The following is a 19,613-nucleotide window of genomic DNA, read 5'->3' on the forward strand; positions in this document are numbered from 1 at the left end:
TACTACACCTTATTGTGTTTTTAATTGTTTCCAGCTTTTGCGGCCTTCTGCGCCTAATAAAGGATTAAGCTTATTATTATTGAGTTCTGTTTTAGAACTTTGGTCTGTTGCTGTATCGCCAATAGGCTCCACTCCTGATGGTACTCCATCATATCTAGTTCCCCCGGGCATATGCCCATCCACAGAGTCATTCTCGTCAAAAGAACCATCACCGTTATAGTCATAAGCTGGTTGATCTTTAATATAACCTCCATTTTCTTGATTAAGTGCCATTCGCCAACCAGAACCACCAATACCACAAACAGATTCGCTAGGTAGCATCGTGTTAAAATAGACACTCTTACCATATAGTAACCCCTGGGTTACCACTCTTTCGCCTTTGTTATCGGTATTAGTACCTGCTATTAATTCATTGTCATCTGATTTGCGTCCTCCAGTATCAACTAAATCCATATACCATCCATCATGGCCTCCTGCTGGAGCGGTTTCACCTTCACAGGGTTTATTCCAACAGATTTTATGATTAGTAATTAGACGTTTATTATTTTCTACAGTTATAATTTTCTGTTGTAATAAAGTGCTTCTATTTGAAGGAATAATTTTTGGTTCAGTTGGGTCAAATCTTAAGCCATAAAAAGTTTGGGTTGAGTTATTTTCAATATTTTTATCGCCTTTTTCAAAATATTTACCAGTACCAAAAAATATCATTAAATCACTTTTTTTATTGGTATTTGGTCTTCCTGTTAGATTTGGCTTCACTGTGATAGAACTTAGTTTACCATTTCTGCTGGCTTTAAAAATAGGCTCACCGCCCAGTACAGACCAGCTGTCTTCATCACTAGAACTAACATCAAACGCCCATAAATTACCAAATAAGTCACCAGCAAATACATAGTCAACAACAAAGTCGCCATCAATATCTGCACCTATTGGCGAAGAAAGTCCATTAGGGCGATAAAGTCCTTGAGGGTCTTGAGCTGGCCCGACATTAGTATCTATTTTCTTTAATACATCACCCGTTTTTATATCTAAAATATACAGAACTGCATTACCTGATCCCACATTGCCATCATTTTCAGTGCTGTTATAACCATTACCAAAAACGGCTGCCCAATGCCCGTTGTTATATCGGCCAATTTCTACATTACTGAATGTATAGCCTAAATCACTACTTTGCTCGTTTGTATCATCGTTAAATTCCCATAGAGCAATATTGCCAGCATTGGTTTCATCAAACCTAGCGGGGTCAGTAATATCCAAAGCAAATACGCCCTGGCCACCTGCACCTAAAGTACCTACTAATATTGTGTGCCATTCACTATCATAAAAAGCGCTGGAAATAGTAGGTGTACCGTTAACAAAGTAAGTATGGCTATCGGTACTAGTGTATTGGCTATCTGCTAATTTATGTAGGTTTTCAAAAACCTTGGAGGGTACATAAGCTAATAACTCTTTACCCCCATTTGCTGAGTTATCAGCTTGTAAAATATGCAACATACCATCATTAGCACCTACCGCCAGAATAGGTGTTCTATTTTTTTTATCACGGGTAAATTTACTGTAAGTTTCACTACCAGCCTTACCCTCTGGTGTAGAACTATCCCAATAAGTAGGATAATACTGTGGTGGTTTTCCAGAGTATTGGGGAGTTGAGTTGGCTATATCACCTAACACACTGGTTCTACGACGGAAGTTAGGTAAGTTTTTACGTCCTCTAATATAGTCAACTAAATTTTTAGCCCACTCATTTTTATCTGCAACTACATCAGGGGCTGTATTAGTTAAAATAGCCCTTTGGGCTGCACTAATATTATCCCAACTAAATTTTGCTCCCCGACCTTTAGTACCAAATGATGGATCAAAGGTGAGTATTTCTCTTCCCAAATTATATGATTGTGTATCAATTTTTTCAGATGCATTCCAAACTTCAATAAAGCCATTTTTAGCATCATTAAACCTGGAGGCAGTTACCTCACCTGTCCAGCTTTTAGAATCAAATTTTGCACTGTAAACCAGTGTATCTAACTTCAAAGAGGTGCTGCTAGCAGAAACCCCACTGGCAGAGCCGGTACTTTGTGATATTTTGTGAAAGGCCTTTCTTAATTGATCTTTTAATTTGCTAGCATTAGTGACAAGGAAATAACTATCTGGTGTGTTATCACCATCACTATCCCACTCATCTTGTTGATCAAGTATATTGTTTTTTGTACCTGGTTCTTCTATAAAGCCACCCCATTTAGCGGCATACCATAGTGGGTTTTCCAACTGGACTGCATTACCATTACCTCCCCCTGCAGTAAATATTCTGCTTGTTTCATAAGGTAGTTTTTGACTTCCTTCTGTTCCACTACCATCCAAATACTCATGCCAAGATCTTTTACCTGTGACGGTTCCATCAGCCCATTCACTTGGTGGTGTATTTAAAGGATAGTCACCAGCATTTTGTGCAGATATATAAGGGGTATCTTTATCTCTTACCTCTAAATAAATACCATCTTTAGTTGTGCCAGTAATTACATAGCCAATATGTTGTTGTGCACCACCACCTGCATATTCTGAGCGCAAGGTAATCTGTATTCTATTACCAGCCAAAACTTGGTATTCATACCGAACGATTGCATCCATGTCATGGTCGTTACCTTGTTCCACATCTTCAAAATTAATTCTGAAGGAACCTGAATTATCATTTTTTTTAATTTCTTCTACATAGAAGTCAACAATTTGGTTGGTAGGCTTGTGTTCCCCAAAGGTACCATTCGCTGTTTTGGCAAAAGGCACTAACGTAACCGTATTACCACCAACTGGTATTTTTATTTTAGGGAGCGGAGAAGCCAATGCCACCGAGTAAGTTAGCATTTCTTCCCCTGTATTTTCCAGGTTGTTGGGGCGATCAACCCCTTCTTGAATCATATACCTTCCAGAACTGATTTTATTACTTCTTCCATATAGTGCTACTGCAGCTGAAAGGTAACTACCTTGTCTATTAGGGTCTTCCGGTGCTAACCCTCTAATATTCCCAAAAGAAGAGATAGGCTTGGCTGTTGGGGCGCCATCATAATGTACAACTGGCTTCTTGTTCCCTTCTTCTATAGTTAAATCAAGTGGATCATTGGATCCATCTGCATCATTTCTTAAAGCTGATTGCCCTATAAATACATTAGATGAAGGTAGGTTTTCGCTTTCATTATTCCATATGTTTTGTGCTAAAGCGTTGACATTAAATCCCACCAGATCGTTGGTTGCAGTAGCAACACCTCTACTAAATATTGAAGAAGGAATTTGGTCAGAATCGTAGGATGGGTTTATATCACTAATTACCAACTGCACAGGTTTAGCACACACATTGTAGCCTGCGCGATTGTCGGCTGTTTTATAGGGCTGGTTCCAAGGCGCAATATTTAAACCTAATGCTTCGTCAATACTACCATTATTGTTAAAGGTAAATGCCGGCGAAGGATTTCCTGTGTTTGAAAAATAGCGGACAACTTCATACATCATCTCTGCTATTGGATTACCCCAGTCTACACATTTGCCATCTTGTAATGGGCGAAGCTCACCATTAAAGGTGTTAAAGTAATCACCATAATAAATATTTTCTATTATTTCCCCTTCATCGTTATAAGTCACTTTTTTATCTTTACAACGATACCCATTATCTTCTTTAGTATAGTAATCTCTCTCTCCAGCTAAACCAAAAACTCTAAATTTATCAATAGTGCTAATAATTCCATTGATGTTTGTAAAAATCCCTGTACTAAGGTCCACTTCGTCTTTAAAATCCCGAATAGCTTTTCTTAAAACCCCACCAGATGTATTTTTGTTATATGATCCAGAGAATAATCCAAAACGCATTTTTTCATTTTCACCATACTCCTGTAATACTCCCACTGGTTTATAAACAGAAACTAAATTGTCATCATCATCTTTTTGATTTCCTGCATATATTTTACAATCTTCTGTAGGGAAATCTTTATCACATACTTCCACCTGCACTGCAAAGTCGTATAAATTATTTGCAACAGGACCATTTATTACAGTCCCCCTATTTAGTTGAAAACTTGTAGTTGCTGGGTTAGATGTATATGCATCTGCAACAGGCCTTTCTTTTGACACCCACTCCCAAATGCGAACTTCAGTACTTGGCACTACACGTAAAAGAGGTAAACTAACACTTTCGCCAATTGCTGGTTCTACAGGCGTCAACCTTAAAGTGTCACGTCTTGCAGACCTTGTATAATCAAGCAATGAGGTATTGGCAAATAAGTGCCTTGTATCTGCAGGAGGACTTGGCAAAGGCGAATAGTCATTAATATGATAGCCATCATGCGCTAAGCTGGTATACTCTTTTCCCCAGCTATGGGCATCCTGTGGTATATAGCTTCTTCTTAGCACCGTCAGTTCATACTCATCAACCGAGCGATACCCTCCATATAATACTTTTCGTAAAGCATCCATTCTTGACGTTGTTAAGTAATTTAAAAAGTCACCACTCCATTTATTATTTTCACAGGTTTTTTTGTATTCTTTTCCACCCCTGTTTTTTGTTACAGTTGTGGCTACAGGCTCATATCTTTCTTCACCTTGATTGTAATCATAACAAAGAGTTGAATTAAAATAGCCAAAGTAATCCATCTCATTGGGTTTATAAGTAGTATCTAAGTTACCATCGTTATTTAAATCACTGGCATCATTATAAGCCTCATAATAAAGCTTATGGTCACGCCCCATTACCATCATGACAAGGGGTGCTTCAGAAGCTGAAATAAATAATGGTTTATTGGCTATATCTAAGTCAGCGCCCCAACTTAATGATGCTTGAAGCACAGAGGCAGAAACAATAGAAGATATAAGCGTTATTTTAAAATTCATTTTACTCATAGTTACAACATAATACCTTATTCTGCATTTTTCATGATAATTGTTTGTAAATAAGCGGTGCTATTTCCTGGGCCATTTCCCATAGCGGTAACTCGATAAAATACTTTTTTTTCAGAGTTAGAGTTTCGGTCATTTACCGCTCCACCACTTTGTTTAAACCCATAGTCTTCTATTATATATTTTGGCTTTTCTTTTGTGCCAACAATTGGGGTATAGCTCGTTATTTTGGTCGCTTTTTTCCAGTGCTCTTTATTTTGCCATATTTTATTAGTAGGATCATAATACCATACTTTTAAATCATCAGTCTGTTCAGTTCCTATGGGTGAGTGTTCTGGATTATCTTTACTAAATAACCACTGTTCTGCATCCATTAAAGCGACTTCTGCTGCTTCTAATGCTATTTGATTAGCTTGTTGATTAGCAATTAACTTAGTACTGCTGGTTAAGGAACTGGTAATACTTACGCCTATAATGGTTAGCACTAGCATAATTATCAGGCAATATACTAACGCTACCCCTTGCTGTTTGTTTAGGTTTTTCATATCGAGTGTCTTATCGAAGTGGGTTACGAACAGAAACTGTGCTATTGAATACTTGGCCATAGAGCTTTGAATCGCTGATAGCTATATCCGCTTGATCAAGAATCGTGTATTTATTTTTTTTACCCTCTTTGTCTTTATTATTAGCGTTACTGCTAAATACACCCGATGTAACTAATAAGCCAATTCGTACAGAAACAACCTTTTCCCATAGTTTTTTACTGGTTACATCGGCTGCGTTCATGTAGCTATTGGCAATATAATCTTGGCTTTTATCAGTATCAGCGCCAAATAATAACTGTAAACTTTCTACACCACTGATTAACGTGATGGTTTTTTCAATGGCATTATCAACCACAATACGACACTTTAATTCATATTTTTTATTCACAAATAGTATTTCTGTTACTACTTGGCTTTCTGCATGTGCGGTACCTGAACAGTCTTGCATTGTTTGGTCAGTTGAGCTGCCATAATAGCGAGTAAAGAGAATATCACTGTCTTTTTTAGGGCCTTCATCATCCTCACCACCTTCATGACTATTAATAGCCGTAATAAATTGATCTAACTTCCAGCCAGGGTCCTGTAAATCAGTTTTAGTAGTTTCACGAAATTTTATATCTGCTCCTCCATGGGGAATCGCTTTCCAGCCAGCTCGCATGATGCTTTCTTGAATAAATTTTTGTGCATAACGGGCATTTTCCTGTAGGCGGCTATTATCTACGATGGTGCCATAGGTATTTTTATTAGCAACATACATCATTAGTGCTGCACCACTTAAAAATAACCCTAGAGTTAATGCAATCATTAACTCTATCAGGGTAAAACCCTGTTGTTTGGTAAACGTATATCTCATTTTTAAATGCTCTTAAATACAGCTGTTATGCTTATCGTCTTTTACAGTATTTCGACAAAAATCGACTACTGTTTTATATTCGTCTGATTTACCACCTTCTTCTGCCTGAATATCTTTCCAGGTAATGGTAATGGTATATCTCCCTTTATCACTTGCATCACCTTTTACAGTGGCACTGGCATTAGGTAAACCAAGGGTTGAGACACCTTTTTTGCCATTTGCCATACCTACCAAGCCTGACCATTGGACTAGGTCCCATGCAGCTAACTCTGCAGGAGTGCAGCTTTTATCTTTACCTGCGCATTTATCAGATTCACCGGAAATAGTTTTATCTTTTGCTAATTCATAATGCCCATCCCAAACACCTTGGGTATTAGCTCGCATACGTCCAATTAAGTCTTGAGTGGCCATCATTGCCTGGGTGCGGAAATAATTAGAGTGACTGGTTTTAACGCCATATAACATTAAACCGGCAATGCCTAATAAACCAATAGTCATCACTAGCAGTGTGATTAACACTTCAATCATCCCAACCCCTTGCTGGGAAAATTTTAGTTTTTTATTCATTATTACTTTTTCTCTTCAACGCAATCTTTTGCTTGATCTTTTTTAGTCATGGCAGAGCCGATCATGCCTAGTGAAAGGGCAGTTTTAAAACCGCTTTTACAAATGGAAATAGTCAATGGCTTGGCCAATAAGGCTTTATCACTTCCGATTTTTGCACCAGCCAGTCCATTAGGGCGATAATAAAAAGCTTTTACTGTCTTTGCTGCTGCTTCTTGGTGAATGGCGTATTGAATGCTGTTGTCGGATAATCGATCTACTCTAACGAGTAGTTCTCCATCATCTTTATCAGTTCCTTTGTCGTATTGATCGTTATTATTTTCATCTGAAAATACCATCCAGCCGAATCTCCATTCACCTGTGTCACTGCATTCACTGGCGTTTGCTGTTTTCAAGCCGCAAATAATGGTTTTGGTGTTGTTGGTGATGGCATTGGAGCGGGCGAGGCTGATAGCGGCGGCTAATCGGTCCTTTGCTGAATTCATACGGTTGTTGTCAATGAAGTTACTCATTGAGGGTATGCCAATACCCGCGATAATGGCTAACACGGCAATGGTTACCATTAATTCAATTAAGGTAAAACCTGTTGTTTTTTTGATCACGTTCTAATCACACCCTTAACTTACATTTCCACATATTGTGCTGTACACCAAACATGCAACGCGTTTGTATAAAGCTAACGAATTATAACTTTCTTTTATTTGTCACTTTGTGCCACTTGTCTCGAAATATTTCCACTCGTCGTATTAATACTTGACGAATGGTAGTTTATTGACTGGTTTATGAGCGTTTTGGTGTATTAGTACAAGCTGTATCAATACAAAGAGAAGGAGGATGGTGCTCGTTGATAGGTAGCAAGATACATCAATAGGTGTTTGTTTTATCGCCTATTGAAATAGTGTCTAATTATTATTATTTCAGTTACTGATATCCGCATAGACCTTAAGCTTTAGGGCTGATAGAGGCCAAAAACCCACTACACTTAGGGGTAGCTGTTGTTTTAGGTTTTATGTAATGACAGATCAGCTCGTTTTAGTTGTTTTAGCCAATTATGCTGTTGTTGCAAGTTTGCTTGCGGTTGTGCTGGCTTGGCTGTTGATTAAGCAACATAGAATATCCGTTATCAAAAAGAAGCTTTTTGATAACCGCAAAGTTATTAGCACCTTGCAAGCCATTTTAGATGAAATGGAGGCTGAGTTAAAAGAGAGTGGGGAAACCGTACCTCAGGAATGGTTAATTGAGCCAATTAATAGAAGACAGGTTAACTCTCTTAGAAAGCAAGTGTTAACCATTGAAACTGCCGCTTTAAAACATAAGGAGCCTGAGGCTAGAGATAAAGAATCTAACCAAGGTTACTGCAAGCTTTTCCAGAAACTACAAAAGGGCTTTCAAAAAGCACTAAGTATTAAGGCGCCTACTTATGAAGATTATTTAAAGGAACAACTTGCATCACTCGTTGAATATGAAAAACAATTTGACAATGTAAAATTGGATTTATTTCAAGCGCATCACCTTTCGCTTACTGATGCTATTTGCTTGCGTAAGTCATTGATTCATTTTGAGCTGGAAACCATTCGTGGTCGGCTACAAGGGGATCAGCATCAAGAACGGCTCAACAAAAAGATTATACATTATTTTAAAACACTGGCTCCTGAACCGGAGGTGGTACAAGTACCAGCGACATCAGAAGCTTCTGATAAAAAGGCAACAGCTGAAGATCAAGAAAGTGCTATTGAAAGCACTTTTACAGAACTGGCTATTCAGCAGTCAAACCAGAAGATTGATGGTTACCAAGAACAAATTGCCAGCCTGGAACACATTATTGCGCTTAATGAGTCAATGATTGCCAAGCTAAAAAAAAGCAAACCTCAGGAAGGAGATACAGAGGAAGACTATCACCGAGAGCTAGAAGAGCTACTGGCAAACTCGCAGAAGCTGATAAAACAGCTCAGACGTGAAATTATGGATTATAAAGATGAAATCGAAAAACTTGAATATAAAAACAAAAAACTACAAAAAGGAATGCCTGTTGAAGAGGTAGAAGAGGACCAAGCAGCCAATGATGCATTAGCACAACTTTTTGAGCGTTATTCAATGGATATGGGCAAGAAAGAACAAGAAATTCAACAATTAAAAGACGAAAAAAATGCTTTATTACAAAAACTAAAACAAACAGCAGTAACTGGCACTAGCATGGATGGACATTATAAAGAAGCCTATGAAGAGGCCATTCAAAAAATTAAAAGAATGACCCAGGAATATCATTTATTGAATAAGATGTATTTGGATCTTAAAAACAAATAACTATTTAACTACCTTCTCCGCCACTAACAAATCATATATCGCTTTAGCTGCTTCGGCTGGTGATTTGTTTTCGATTACACTGCCACCTTCGTTTTTACTGCTGGCAGTAGCTGCTTTAAAACGATCAGCAGCGGTTTTGGCTTTCATAACCTTTAACCGTTTAGGACGCTTTTTAGCTGGGTATGCATTCCAACTGGCCCTCACTTCATCAATACTAATAGTGGCATCTTGATCATTAATAACACCTCTTTTTGCCTTACCAAACGCACTTTGACGTGGAGCTGCCGCGGCGGTGTCGATGCTAGCTACAAATGGTATTTGCACTTTAATTAAACGGCGCTGTCCTCTGGGTAATGCTTGGAGTATTTCTGCAATACGACCATTAATACTTTTTATAGCTGCAACGTTGGGCACCATTGGCAATTTAAGCTGTTCAGCAATTAAATACGGCGTCATACCTGATGATTCACCTTGTTCAGCTTTAGTGCCGGTAAAAATAATATCGGCTTTATTTTCACTTAAATATTCTATTAGCGCTGGAATTGCGTCAGCTTCGTAGGGTTGGTCCAAAACCGTCACTTGGTCCACCCCCATACCTAAATATTGACGTAATACAGATTCTCTAGGGTTACCGGCATGAAGTACTTCCAATTGCTCGGGGACTAGATTCAATGCTAATTCCAAAGCTTTCGCATCTTGATCTGCTCTGCGACCACGTTGTGATTTTGGATGTAAACCAATGGAAACCAACGTTGTGATTTTGGCAATGCCGTTATTATTAGGTTTTTGTTGAGTATTAGGCTGCATTGGCGGCTGCCTCTTGCTTGCTTTCGTTGACTAGCTTTATTAATTCATCCAATACTGCTGAGCTGTCAGCGATAACGCTTAAGTCGGCACGTTTAATCATGTCACAGTCTTTATCCAGATTAATGGCAATAACTTTTTCGCATTGACCAATACCCTGCAAGTGTTGGATGGCCCCAGAAATACCAACGGCAATATAAACCCGAGCACTTACCCAGGTACCAGTTGCTCCTACTTGACGGAAGCGAGGCATATCACCATTATCTACTGCGACACGGCTTGCGCCTTCTGTTGCCCCTAATATGGCAGAGGCTTGATGGAATAACTCCCAGTCCGTAATGCCATTACCGCCAGAGAGAATAAATTCTGCTTCTGCTAATGGAATTTCACTTGGATCTACCGCTTGCTGACCCAAGTCTTCGATATGAGGAAGCATTGCAGGCATATCAGGTACTGCTAGTGCAGTTGCCTGGTGTTCAGTTTCCATGACTGGGTAGGCGACTTCTTCAGCAAGTAGCATAATTCTGGGGATATCACGCTCAACATCTTGAGTTCCACCATTTGCACGGCAAGTGATTTTATCTTGCTCTACTTTCCATACTTGGGTAGCAGGACGCTCACCCAACCGGGCAGCTAAACGACGTCCTAAATCTCCACCACCATGAATACTGTCAGGTAATAACCAATATTGAGGTTGATAGCTAGCTTCAACAGCCGTTAATGCGGTTAATTTTAATTCGGGATTAAACTGTTGAAACTCTTCACTTGCAAAATGTAAAAGCCGGTCAACACCCGCAAGCTTTAAATTGTCATCTTTTAGCTCACCTAAGGCAATGGCAAGCACTGCACCTTTGGAATCAGATTCAGTGGCTAATAAATGGGCCTGGCCAAGAATATCTTTATCATGACTGGTTAAACGGCCACCCACTAAATCCAGTACAACTGCAATATAAAATGCCGGTTCTTCAACAACAAAAGACTTACGCACCTCTTGTTGCTCTGCACCTTTAGCTTGACTACGGCTGGCAAATTGCGCGGCAGATACACCTGTGGCACTGCGATCAATCCGCTTGATGCCATTAGGACCAATAAACCCGACCTGGTGAGGATTTTTCCGAATTAATCCAGTAGGGCCCCGTACTGGCCCAGTAGCAAAATTGGCATGCATTGGGTGCAAGCGGTTTCGGATTATGTATTCAATACGCGGGTCTCGTCGTATTATATTACTCACAGCAACCCCTCCTAATGAATCGTTTCCACTGCATCAGCCAACATTTCAGCGATATCTCGCACTTCTGGACGTGGCTCTACCACACCTTCCAGCATTAGCGCGCATTGCGGGCAAGCCACTGCAACCACTTCAGCATTGGTAGCTTTGACATCTTCCATGCGCATATCAGGAATTCGCTGTTTCCCTGGAATATCCGTAATCGGTGCAGCCCCCCCGCCGCCACAACAACGGGAACGGAAGCCAGAACGCTCCATTTCAGTTACTTCCAGGCCAAGTGCTTTTAATAATTCCCGTGGTGCTTCATATTCACCGTTATAGCGGCCTAAATAACAGGGGTCATGATAGGTGACTGTACCAAACTTTAATTCCCTTAGTTTTAAAGTGCCTTGCTTGGCTTTTTCAGCTAAAAATGTAGTGTGATGATAAACCTCAAATTCGCCACCAAAATCTTTATATTCATTTTTTAAGCAATGATAAGAGTGAGGGTCAGCTGTTACTATCTGCTTAAACTGATATTTTTTTAGCGTAGCAATATTATGTTTGGCTAAAGATTGGAACGTGGCTTCATCACCTAACCGTCTGGCTACATCACCACTGTCTCTTTCTTCATTACCCAAAATAGCGAAATCAACTTTAGCAGCACGCAATAATTTAACTACGGCTCGTAAGGTACGCTGACTGCGCATGTCGTATGCTCCATCACCAACCCAGAATAAGACATCAGCTTCTTGAACATCTGACATTAATTGTAAGTTCAGGTCGGTTGCCCAGTTAGCACGATGGCCTGGGTCGAAGCCACTTGGGTTGTCAGTGGCAATAAGATTTTCGATGACTTCAACACCTTTTTCTGGTGTTTGGCCTTGCTCTAAGGTTAAGAAGCGGCGCATATCCACAATGGCGTCTACGTGCTCAATCATCATTGGGCATTCTTCTACACAAGCACGACAGGTGGTACATGACCAAAGCGTCTCTGACTCAACCAGACCATTAACAATAGGCTGTAAAGGCGCTCCTTGATGTTGACCCACTTCAATCCCAGGGTAGGGGCTACCAGCATATTTAGCATCAGAGCCACCCGTTAAACCAACCACCATATCCTGAATCAGTTTTTTCGGATTAAGCGGCTGCCCAGCAGCAAAAGCAGGGCACATCGCTTCACAACGGCCACATTGCACACAGGCATCAAAGCCCAATAGTTGATTCCATTTAAAATCTGCAGGTTGTTCAACACCTAATTTATTTTCTTCCAGTTGAACTGGCTTTAAGCCTGTAGAACGACCCCCACCAAACCTCTCCGCGCGACGGTGAAAAGCCAAGTGCAAAGCACCTGCGAAAGCGTGTTTCATCGGGCCACCCCAGGTCATGCCAAAAAACATTTCAGCAACCCCATACACTACACCAGCTAATAGAATGGTGGCCAATAACCAACCGCCAAAGTTTTCTGGCAAAATGCCTGCAGCGGGTAAAGAAATTAAAATGAAGGTAATAGCAAAAGTAAACAGGCTTTTGGGTAAACGCATCCAAGGCCCTTTGGAAAGTCGGGCAGGAGGGTTTTTGCGGCGTTTATAAACAAAAAAAGCACCTACCAGCATCGCGGTTAAGGCTGCTAATAACCCCCATATTAAAATACGGTTATCTAAGCCGAACACATAAACTAAAATAATTAACACACTGGCTGCAACAAACCCACCAGCTGTTGCAACATGTGTGTTAGCAATGTATTTATCCCGTGCTACCACATGGTGTAAATCCACCATATAGCGCTTAGGAATTTGCATTAAACCATGCAAAATATTGACTTTATCAGCCTGCCCCTGATGCCATAAATTAATGCGTTTAACCGCACCAATTACAGCCAGTAAAATGGCTGCACAGAGTAATACAGGTAGTATCCAATTAAGTAACATTTAGTTATTTCCCCTTTTTATTTCAAGGGCTTTATCCTTCGCGAAGGATTTTTATTCTTTGTTATCATCGATCTCAACTCCAGTCACTTATTTTTCATAAGCTCCTGAAGCTTGTTCGCTCGATGGGCTCGCCTAAAATATCCTTCGCTGTGGATATAGTATTTGTGAATTAATTCACTTTATACTTTTTGTGAAATTTGAATATCTATAAGCTGTTATCTTCATTCAGTTATTTTTATTAACTGAGCTGGAGGCAAATAGCCATTTCTACTTTTATACCCATATACCCATATACCCATATACCCATATACCCATATACCCATATACCCATATACCCATATACCCAAAGTGAAGTACTTTTAGGGGCAGCCGCCGAGTGATGAAGCCCCAGGAACTTATGAAAAATAAGTGACTGGGGTGAAGATCGACGGCAACAAACCATAAAAGTTATTCACGAAGGGTATATTAAAAGTCTTTGCACAGGCGTAATGCATCGTAGATCGCTGCATGCGTATTACGCTGCGATACACAATCACCAATTCGATACAGTAAATAACCATCACCTGTTTCTGCTAATGCAGGTTGTGGCTTAGCATCATATAAGGCTTCAATATCAATTTGGCCTTTATTGCGTGAATTGGCTTTTAATTCGTAATAGAGCTTTTCGTCTGGGCGAATGCCATTTTCTACAACGATTTGATCAACAACACGCTCTTCTTTTTGACCGGTATATTCATTTTCTAGCACAGCAATTTTTTTATCGCCTTCCTGATAGACTTTTTCCAACACAAAGTCAGAGGTAAACACCACTTCTTTTTCATATAAACTGCGATAATAAGTCGGGAAGGTGGTGCCGCCTACAGCAGCACCTGGCTTTATATCATCTGTAACGATTTCAACTAACGAGCCCTTTGCTGCTAAATAGTCAGCAACTGACATGCCGCTAAATTCACAGATAGTGTCATACACTAAAACATTTTTGCCTGGCTCAACCGTGCCATTAAGAATATCCCAACTACTGACAATTAAGCCTTCTTCAGCGCCCCATTCTGGCTCTTGTTCTAAGAATGGTTTGCCACCAACCGCCAAAATGATAATGTCAGGTTTTAAGTCTAAAATAGCATCGGTATTAGCTTCTGTGTTTAGCCGTACATCCACACCTAAGCGTTCTAGCTCCAAAACAAACCAACGAGTAATACCAGCAATTTGATCCCTCTGTGGTGCTTTAGCCGCAGTGGTAATTTGTCCACCTAATTCATCAGCTTTTTCAAATAAAGTAACCTGGTGGCCACGCTCAGCAGCAACACGGGCAGCTTCCATCCCAGCAGGCCCTCCACCTATCACAACTACTTTACGAATAGGCCCCTCAGTTTTTTTAATGATATGAGGCATGGTGCTTTCACGGGAAGTTGCTGCGTTTTGAATACACAACACATCCAGTCCTTGGTATTGACGGTCAATACAATAGTTTGCCCCTACACATTGGCGAATCTGGTCCACCTGATTCATTTTAATTTTGGTAATTAAGTGCGGGTCGGCAATATGAGCGCGAGTCATACCGACTAAATCAACATAACCTTCTTCTAAAATCCGTTGTGCTTGATTAGGGTCTTTAATATTTTGTGCATGAATAACGGGGACATCCACCACCTCTTTAATACCTGCAGCTAAATGCAGGAAAGGCTCAGGTGGATAACTCATATTGGGAATAACATTAGCTAAGGTATTGTGAGTATCACAGCCGGAGCCAACCACACCGAAGAAGTCAATTAAACCAGTGTCGTTGTAATATTTGGCAATTTGTTTCATATCGTCGTGGTTGAGGCCATCTGGGTGGAATTCATCACCACAGATTCTCAATCCAACAACAAAATCTGGCCCTACTTCTTCACGAATGGCTTTTGCCACTTCTAAGCCAAACCGCATCCGGTTTTCAAAAGATCCACCCCACTCGTCAGCACGCTTATTAACTCGTGGGCTCCAAAATTGGTCAATTAAGTGCTGATGCACAGCAGAAATTTCTACGCCATCCAAGCCACCTTCCTTAGCACGACGGGCTGCCTGGGCATAGTCTTTTATAATACGCTCGATTTCTTCTGGCTCAATGGTTTTACAAGTAGCACGGTGGACTGGCTCACGAATACCACTGGGACTTAACAGGGTTGACCAATGACCACCATCCCAACGGGAACGACGCCCCATATGGGTAATTTGAATCATTATCTTGCCGCCATGTTTATGCACCGCATCAGCAAGATTTTGAAAGTGAGGAATAATCCTGTCTGTTGATAAATTAACGGATTTCCACCACCCTTGTGGACTATCGATGGACACTACACTGGAGCCACCACAAATACAAAGCCCTACACCACCTTTGGCTTTTTCTTCGTAATACTTCACATAGCGTTCAGTTGTCATTCCTCCCTCAGTGGCATAAACCTCGGCATGGGCAGTACTGACAACACGATTACGAATCGTTGTTTTATTGATGGTCAATGGCTGAAATATTGCGTCGTACTGAGCCATCGTTGTCCCTCATTAGTAGTCACTGGCTAACACAAGGGGGATATTTAAAATACTATTTTTAAATATCCCTCGATTATTGTTTTCACCCTTATTTTTTTATTAATAAAACTGGGTGTATTGTTATTGAGTTTTAATAGGTTATTAATTAATGCCGGGTAAAATCACCTTGACTAACTGTTTTTACTTCAAACAATCCATGATCACAACCTTCTTCTGCTTCACTTTGTAATTGCTCTGCTTGTGTAGTTAAAGAATAACCCAAGCGCTCAACAATTTGATCCATAGCACCAGCAAACCAACCAGTAAACATATATTCCAATTTTCGATTTACTTTGCCATAGTGATAAACAAATGCAGAGTGATCTAAGCGAACTTTGGCATAACCTTTTTCTAAATCAATATCTTCAATGGAGAAAATACCCCAACCACGCTGAGAAAGCCTACGCATATAGTGCTCAAAAACTTCTACGCCAAATATATCGTGCTCTTTCGCTTCTTGCTGACACCAGTAATACGCAGACTTATAGCCTGCTTGATAAAGAATTTCAGCGTATTTATCTGCTCCTAGTGCTTCTTCAATAACCGTATGGTTATTCATAAAAAAGTGCCGCGGAACATACAACATGGGGAGTGCATCCGTAGTCCAAACCCCAGTTTCTTCATCAACATTAATTGGTACTTCAGGTGCTCTATAACCCATTATTTATTCTCCCCATACCTCTTTTAAAGTGCGTAACCAGTTCTCACCCATTACTTTGCGAATTTTGTGTTCAGACCAACCCCTTCTCATCATGGCGTCAGTCAAGTTGGGGAACTCACCAATCGTACGAAAGCCTGCTGGGTTAACAATTTTGCCGAAATTAGTTAAAGAGCGCGCATAACCTTTGTCGTGAGTTAACCAGTCAAAAAAAGCTTTGTCATGGCCTTGGGTAAAGTCAGTACCAATACCCACACAATCTTCACCAACAATGTTAATGATGTAATCAATAGCCTCTATATAATCATCAACAGTGGCATCAACCCCTTGTTTTAGGAATGGGGTAAACATGGTAACGCCAATAAAACCACCACGATCAGCAATAAACTTTAAGTCGTCATCAGACTTATTTCGGGGATGCTCTTTAAGCCCAGCAGGTAAGCAATGAGAATAACAAACAGGTTTGGTTGAAGCTTCAATAACATCCATTGAGGTTTGAGCACCCACATGGGAAAGGTCACACATAATGCCTACCCGGTTCATCTCAGCCACTACTTCACGACCAAAATCAGATAAGCCACGATCGTTTTCATAACAACCAGTACCAATCAGGTTTTGGGTGTTGTAAGCCATTTGCACAATGCCGACTCCCAACTCTTTGAATATCTGAATATAACCCAGCTTGTCTTCAAATGCGTGGGCATTCTGAAAACCTAGAATAATACCGGTTTTATTCAGCTCTTTAGCCCGTAAGATATCTTTAGTAGTTCTTACTGGCATGATCAGATCACTGTGGTCTTCAAAAAACTGGTGAAACTCTGTGATGTTATTTACAGTCGCTTGGAATCCTTCCCAAACCGATACTGTACAGTTCGCTGCGGTCAAGCCTCCTCGGCGCATATCCTCGAACAGCTCACGGCCCCACTTGGCAATAATTAAACCGTCTATCACAATCGAGGTATCATGCAGCTCGCTGGATGTCATACTTTTACCCTCAAACTAGTAATGGCTTATTTTTGTTAACATTTTCATACCCAACATGCACGATGGATATAGAATCCTTGAACTTCCAGCCAGTCTAGCACCAGGATTAAGCGAAACTTTCCATTGAAAGCGACAGAGCTATGTGCAAAACCGTCACTAACTCAGTAGCCTGCAGCAGCTCAACACTAGGGGTTTTAAAGCATTATAGTTGCTTAACTTATTATTGAAGAGACCTAACCAGAAAGGCATATATTAGAACTAGCAGCTTGTTTATATCACAACATATTCACGCGTTGATGCTGGAGCATTAAACACAAATAATACAACAAAATATCCAATACAAATATGTTAGACAACCAGGACACTTAATAATAAATAGAGGTAGTTGTTAAATAGAAGGGACTTGAAAATAAATGTAAATAAAAAGCGGGCGTCAGGGACATCGAGGGTTATTTCCAATATGGTGTTGTATTAACCCTTCTCCACCCGCTTGTGTCGTATATTAAAGGATATTTATCCCAAATAAAACCTTATTTATAACATTGATCGATTAACATAAGTTATTATAAATGGTTTTATGCTTTTTCAATGTAAAGGCAAAGAATATAATCTAAATAAAAAGTTGAATTAGCCAATATATTAAAAGTCGAGAAATTCTTGTAAGCACTTACTTTTTATGAGTTATTTGCTGCAAGCTTTGTCTAGTACTACAGAAGCTTGCTCACTTGACATCATTTTTTTTATTGCACGGTTTGCAAATGCTGCTGACATATCAAGTAGATTATGGTACATCACTGGATCTAAATTAGTGAGGTAAACAAGATCGTCAGGTGTTGTATTTAGTACTTGCTGGTCTACTTTCCAAGGGGTCATTTGTAAGGTCCATTGTTCTTGTAGACACCACTATATTTTTGAGCGGCGTCAGTTTTATATACCCCTACACAAAACAGCTAAGGGTATAGACTAAGCAGTCATCCATCTTTGTTAGATACTGCCACCTTTCTAGACAACCGAAAGCGACACTACTGTAAACGCTGTAACTATACCCTTTCTATTGAGCATCCCCAAATAGTCTTAATGTGATTACAGTGTTTACATTTCGCTTGTAATAGATACTAACCAGCTATTGGTTATAAATTGAATTAGGGTTTTTACGGATACTTTTAAATGATGAGTTATACTAGCTAAGCATATTTTTTCGTTTTTATTTTGTTAGCTAAATAGTCTAGAGTGTAATAATAAACAAATTACTTTAAGTATGCGCACACAAACATAGACTGGTAATTATACTTACCACCTTTTCAGCAAAATAATATAATACGACTTAAGTATAATATTTAATAGCAATTTATGTAAACTCTATCACTATTTATAAATTTGTTACTTTGCGTTACTGTTTTTCAGACGATCAATAAAATCACACTGTTTGAACGACTATTAAATGTATATACATTACACCTATTTCTGGTACAATGGTGCTTTATTATCTAATGTATAGACCATTTTTATTTATGCATATTTATTTTTTTCTTTTAATAAATTGTAATAATTAATTTTTAATCAGGACGTGTCAATCCTATTTCCATAGTTCTCACAGGCATAAGAATATACACAATACACTTATCCAATTTTGGCAATTTTTTTGGTTCAGTGAAATATTCTGACTAATATAATAATTAGGCATGATATATAGGAAATATGATCGTGACTATTAAAACAAGCATAGCCATTTTTATGATAATGTCGTTAAATTTTAATGTATTTGCTGACCAGCAAAGTCCAAACTCCGTAGAAAGCATTATTGACTCATTACAAGAATGGGGAAAAGATCCAGCTATAGTTGAATTCGTCAAACAACATAACAAACAAGGCCTTACACTGCTAAGCATTAAACAAAGAGATCAACAATGGAAAAGTGCTAATGGTATAACACAGTTAATGAAAGAGCTTATGCAAAATAAAGCGGCCAAGCGTTTAATTGAGCTGGAGAAAACTAAACCCTATTTTGTAGAGCTTTTTTTAATGGGTGATAAAGGTGAAAATATTGCCATGACCAATAAAACAACAGACTACTGGCAAGGTGATGAGGACAAATTTAAATACAGCTTTAATCAAGGAAAAGGGGATGTTTATATAGGTGATGTAGCATTTGATGAAAGCGCAAAAGCCTATTTAATTCAAGTTTCCGTACCCGTGTTAGATCAAGAAAAAGCTATTGGAGCTATAACTGTAGGGTTAAGCGTAGACAAAATACAATGAAAATAGTTCTCTTACTCAATTTACAAAGAATAAGAGAACAGTTTTCACTTACCTGACAAATTAT

At 39.4% G+C, this 19,613-nt stretch carries 14 protein-coding genes; 2 read left to right on the forward strand and 12 right to left on the reverse strand.

Annotated features, from left to right (window positions below; translation table 11 throughout):
- Window positions 1-9: 9 nt before the first annotated feature.
- Genes G4Y78_RS27925 through G4Y78_RS27945 form a run of 5 tightly spaced genes read right to left on the reverse strand, consistent with a single transcriptional unit; the run spans window position 10 to window position 7,439 of the window.
- Complete coding sequence (locus tag G4Y78_RS27925; RefSeq protein ID WP_163836212.1) at window positions 10-4,878, reverse strand: pilus assembly protein; 4,869 nt, start codon at window positions 4,876-4,878, stop codon at window positions 10-12.
- Between the two features lie 17 nt (window positions 4,879-4,895).
- A complete protein-coding gene (locus G4Y78_RS27930) occupies window positions 4,896-5,420 on the reverse strand; it encodes a pilus assembly PilX family protein (protein WP_163836213.1) in 525 nt (174 codons plus the stop codon).
- 10 nt (window positions 5,421-5,430) lie between these two features.
- The gene (locus tag G4Y78_RS27935; RefSeq protein WP_163836632.1) at window positions 5,431-6,273 is read right to left on the reverse strand and encodes a PilW family protein; all 843 of its coding nucleotides are present in this window, start codon (window positions 6,271-6,273) and stop codon (window positions 5,431-5,433) included.
- 12 nt (window positions 6,274-6,285) lie between these two features.
- Window positions 6,286-6,840, reverse strand: coding sequence for a type IV pilus modification protein PilV (gene pilV / locus G4Y78_RS27940; protein ID WP_163836214.1), 555 nt, complete (start codon window positions 6,838-6,840; stop codon window positions 6,286-6,288).
- A gap of 2 nt (window positions 6,841-6,842) precedes the next feature.
- Window positions 6,843-7,439, reverse strand: coding sequence for a GspH/FimT family pseudopilin (locus G4Y78_RS27945; RefSeq protein ID WP_163836215.1), 597 nt, complete (start codon window positions 7,437-7,439; stop codon window positions 6,843-6,845).
- A gap of 412 nt (window positions 7,440-7,851) precedes the next feature.
- Here G4Y78_RS27945 and G4Y78_RS27950 point away from each other — a divergent pair, with 412 nt between their 5' ends.
- Window positions 7,852-9,141, forward strand: a complete 1,290-nt coding sequence (locus G4Y78_RS27950) for a coiled-coil domain-containing protein (RefSeq protein ID WP_163836216.1) — start codon at window positions 7,852-7,854, stop codon at window positions 9,139-9,141.
- Here G4Y78_RS27950 and etfB read toward each other — a convergent pair whose 3' ends face one another.
- The 7 genes from etfB to G4Y78_RS27985 form a co-directional block, all read right to left on the reverse strand.
- Window positions 9,142-9,948, reverse strand: coding sequence for an electron transfer flavoprotein subunit beta (gene etfB, locus G4Y78_RS27955; protein WP_163836217.1), 807 nt, complete (start codon window positions 9,946-9,948; stop codon window positions 9,142-9,144).
- The gene (gene etfA, locus G4Y78_RS27960) at window positions 9,938-11,176 is read right to left on the reverse strand and encodes an electron transfer flavoprotein subunit alpha (protein ID WP_163836218.1); all 1,239 of its coding nucleotides are present in this window, start codon (window positions 11,174-11,176) and stop codon (window positions 9,938-9,940) included. The genes etfB and etfA overlap by 11 nt, the downstream gene beginning before the upstream one ends.
- Before the next feature lie 11 nt (window positions 11,177-11,187).
- Window positions 11,188-13,083 carry a (Fe-S)-binding protein gene (locus G4Y78_RS27965; RefSeq protein WP_163836219.1) on the reverse strand — a complete coding sequence of 632 codons (1,896 nt, stop codon included), beginning with the start codon at window positions 13,081-13,083 and terminating at the stop codon, window positions 11,188-11,190.
- A 465-nt stretch (window positions 13,084-13,548) separates the two neighbouring features.
- Window positions 13,549-15,609 (reverse strand): dimethylglycine demethylation protein DgcA, encoded by a 2,061-nt coding sequence (gene dgcA / locus G4Y78_RS27970; RefSeq protein WP_163836220.1) that lies wholly within the window; start codon window positions 15,607-15,609, stop codon window positions 13,549-13,551.
- 145 nt (window positions 15,610-15,754) lie between these two features.
- A complete protein-coding gene (locus G4Y78_RS27975; protein ID WP_163836221.1) occupies window positions 15,755-16,309 on the reverse strand; it encodes a 4-vinyl reductase in 555 nt (184 codons plus the stop codon).
- A 3-nt stretch (window positions 16,310-16,312) separates the two neighbouring features.
- On the reverse strand, window positions 16,313-17,290 hold the full coding sequence (locus tag G4Y78_RS27980; protein ID WP_163836222.1) for a dipeptidase: 978 nt from the start codon (window positions 17,288-17,290) through the stop codon (window positions 16,313-16,315).
- Window positions 17,291-17,971: 681 nt separating this feature from the next.
- On the reverse strand, window positions 17,972-18,163 hold the full coding sequence (locus G4Y78_RS27985) for a hypothetical protein (RefSeq protein ID WP_163836223.1): 192 nt from the start codon (window positions 18,161-18,163) through the stop codon (window positions 17,972-17,974).
- 831 nt (window positions 18,164-18,994) lie between these two features.
- On the opposite strand from G4Y78_RS27985, the gene G4Y78_RS27990 reads away from it, so the two are divergent.
- Window positions 18,995-19,549: a PDC sensor domain-containing protein gene (locus G4Y78_RS27990; RefSeq protein WP_222937604.1), complete on the forward strand. Its 555-nt coding sequence runs from the start codon at window positions 18,995-18,997 to the stop codon at window positions 19,547-19,549.
- The last annotated feature ends 64 nt before the right edge of the window (window positions 19,550-19,613 follow it).

It is taken from the genome of Spartinivicinus ruber, from assembly GCF_011009015.1.
GTDB classification, from domain to species: domain Bacteria; phylum Pseudomonadota; class Gammaproteobacteria; order Pseudomonadales; family Zooshikellaceae; genus Spartinivicinus; species Spartinivicinus ruber.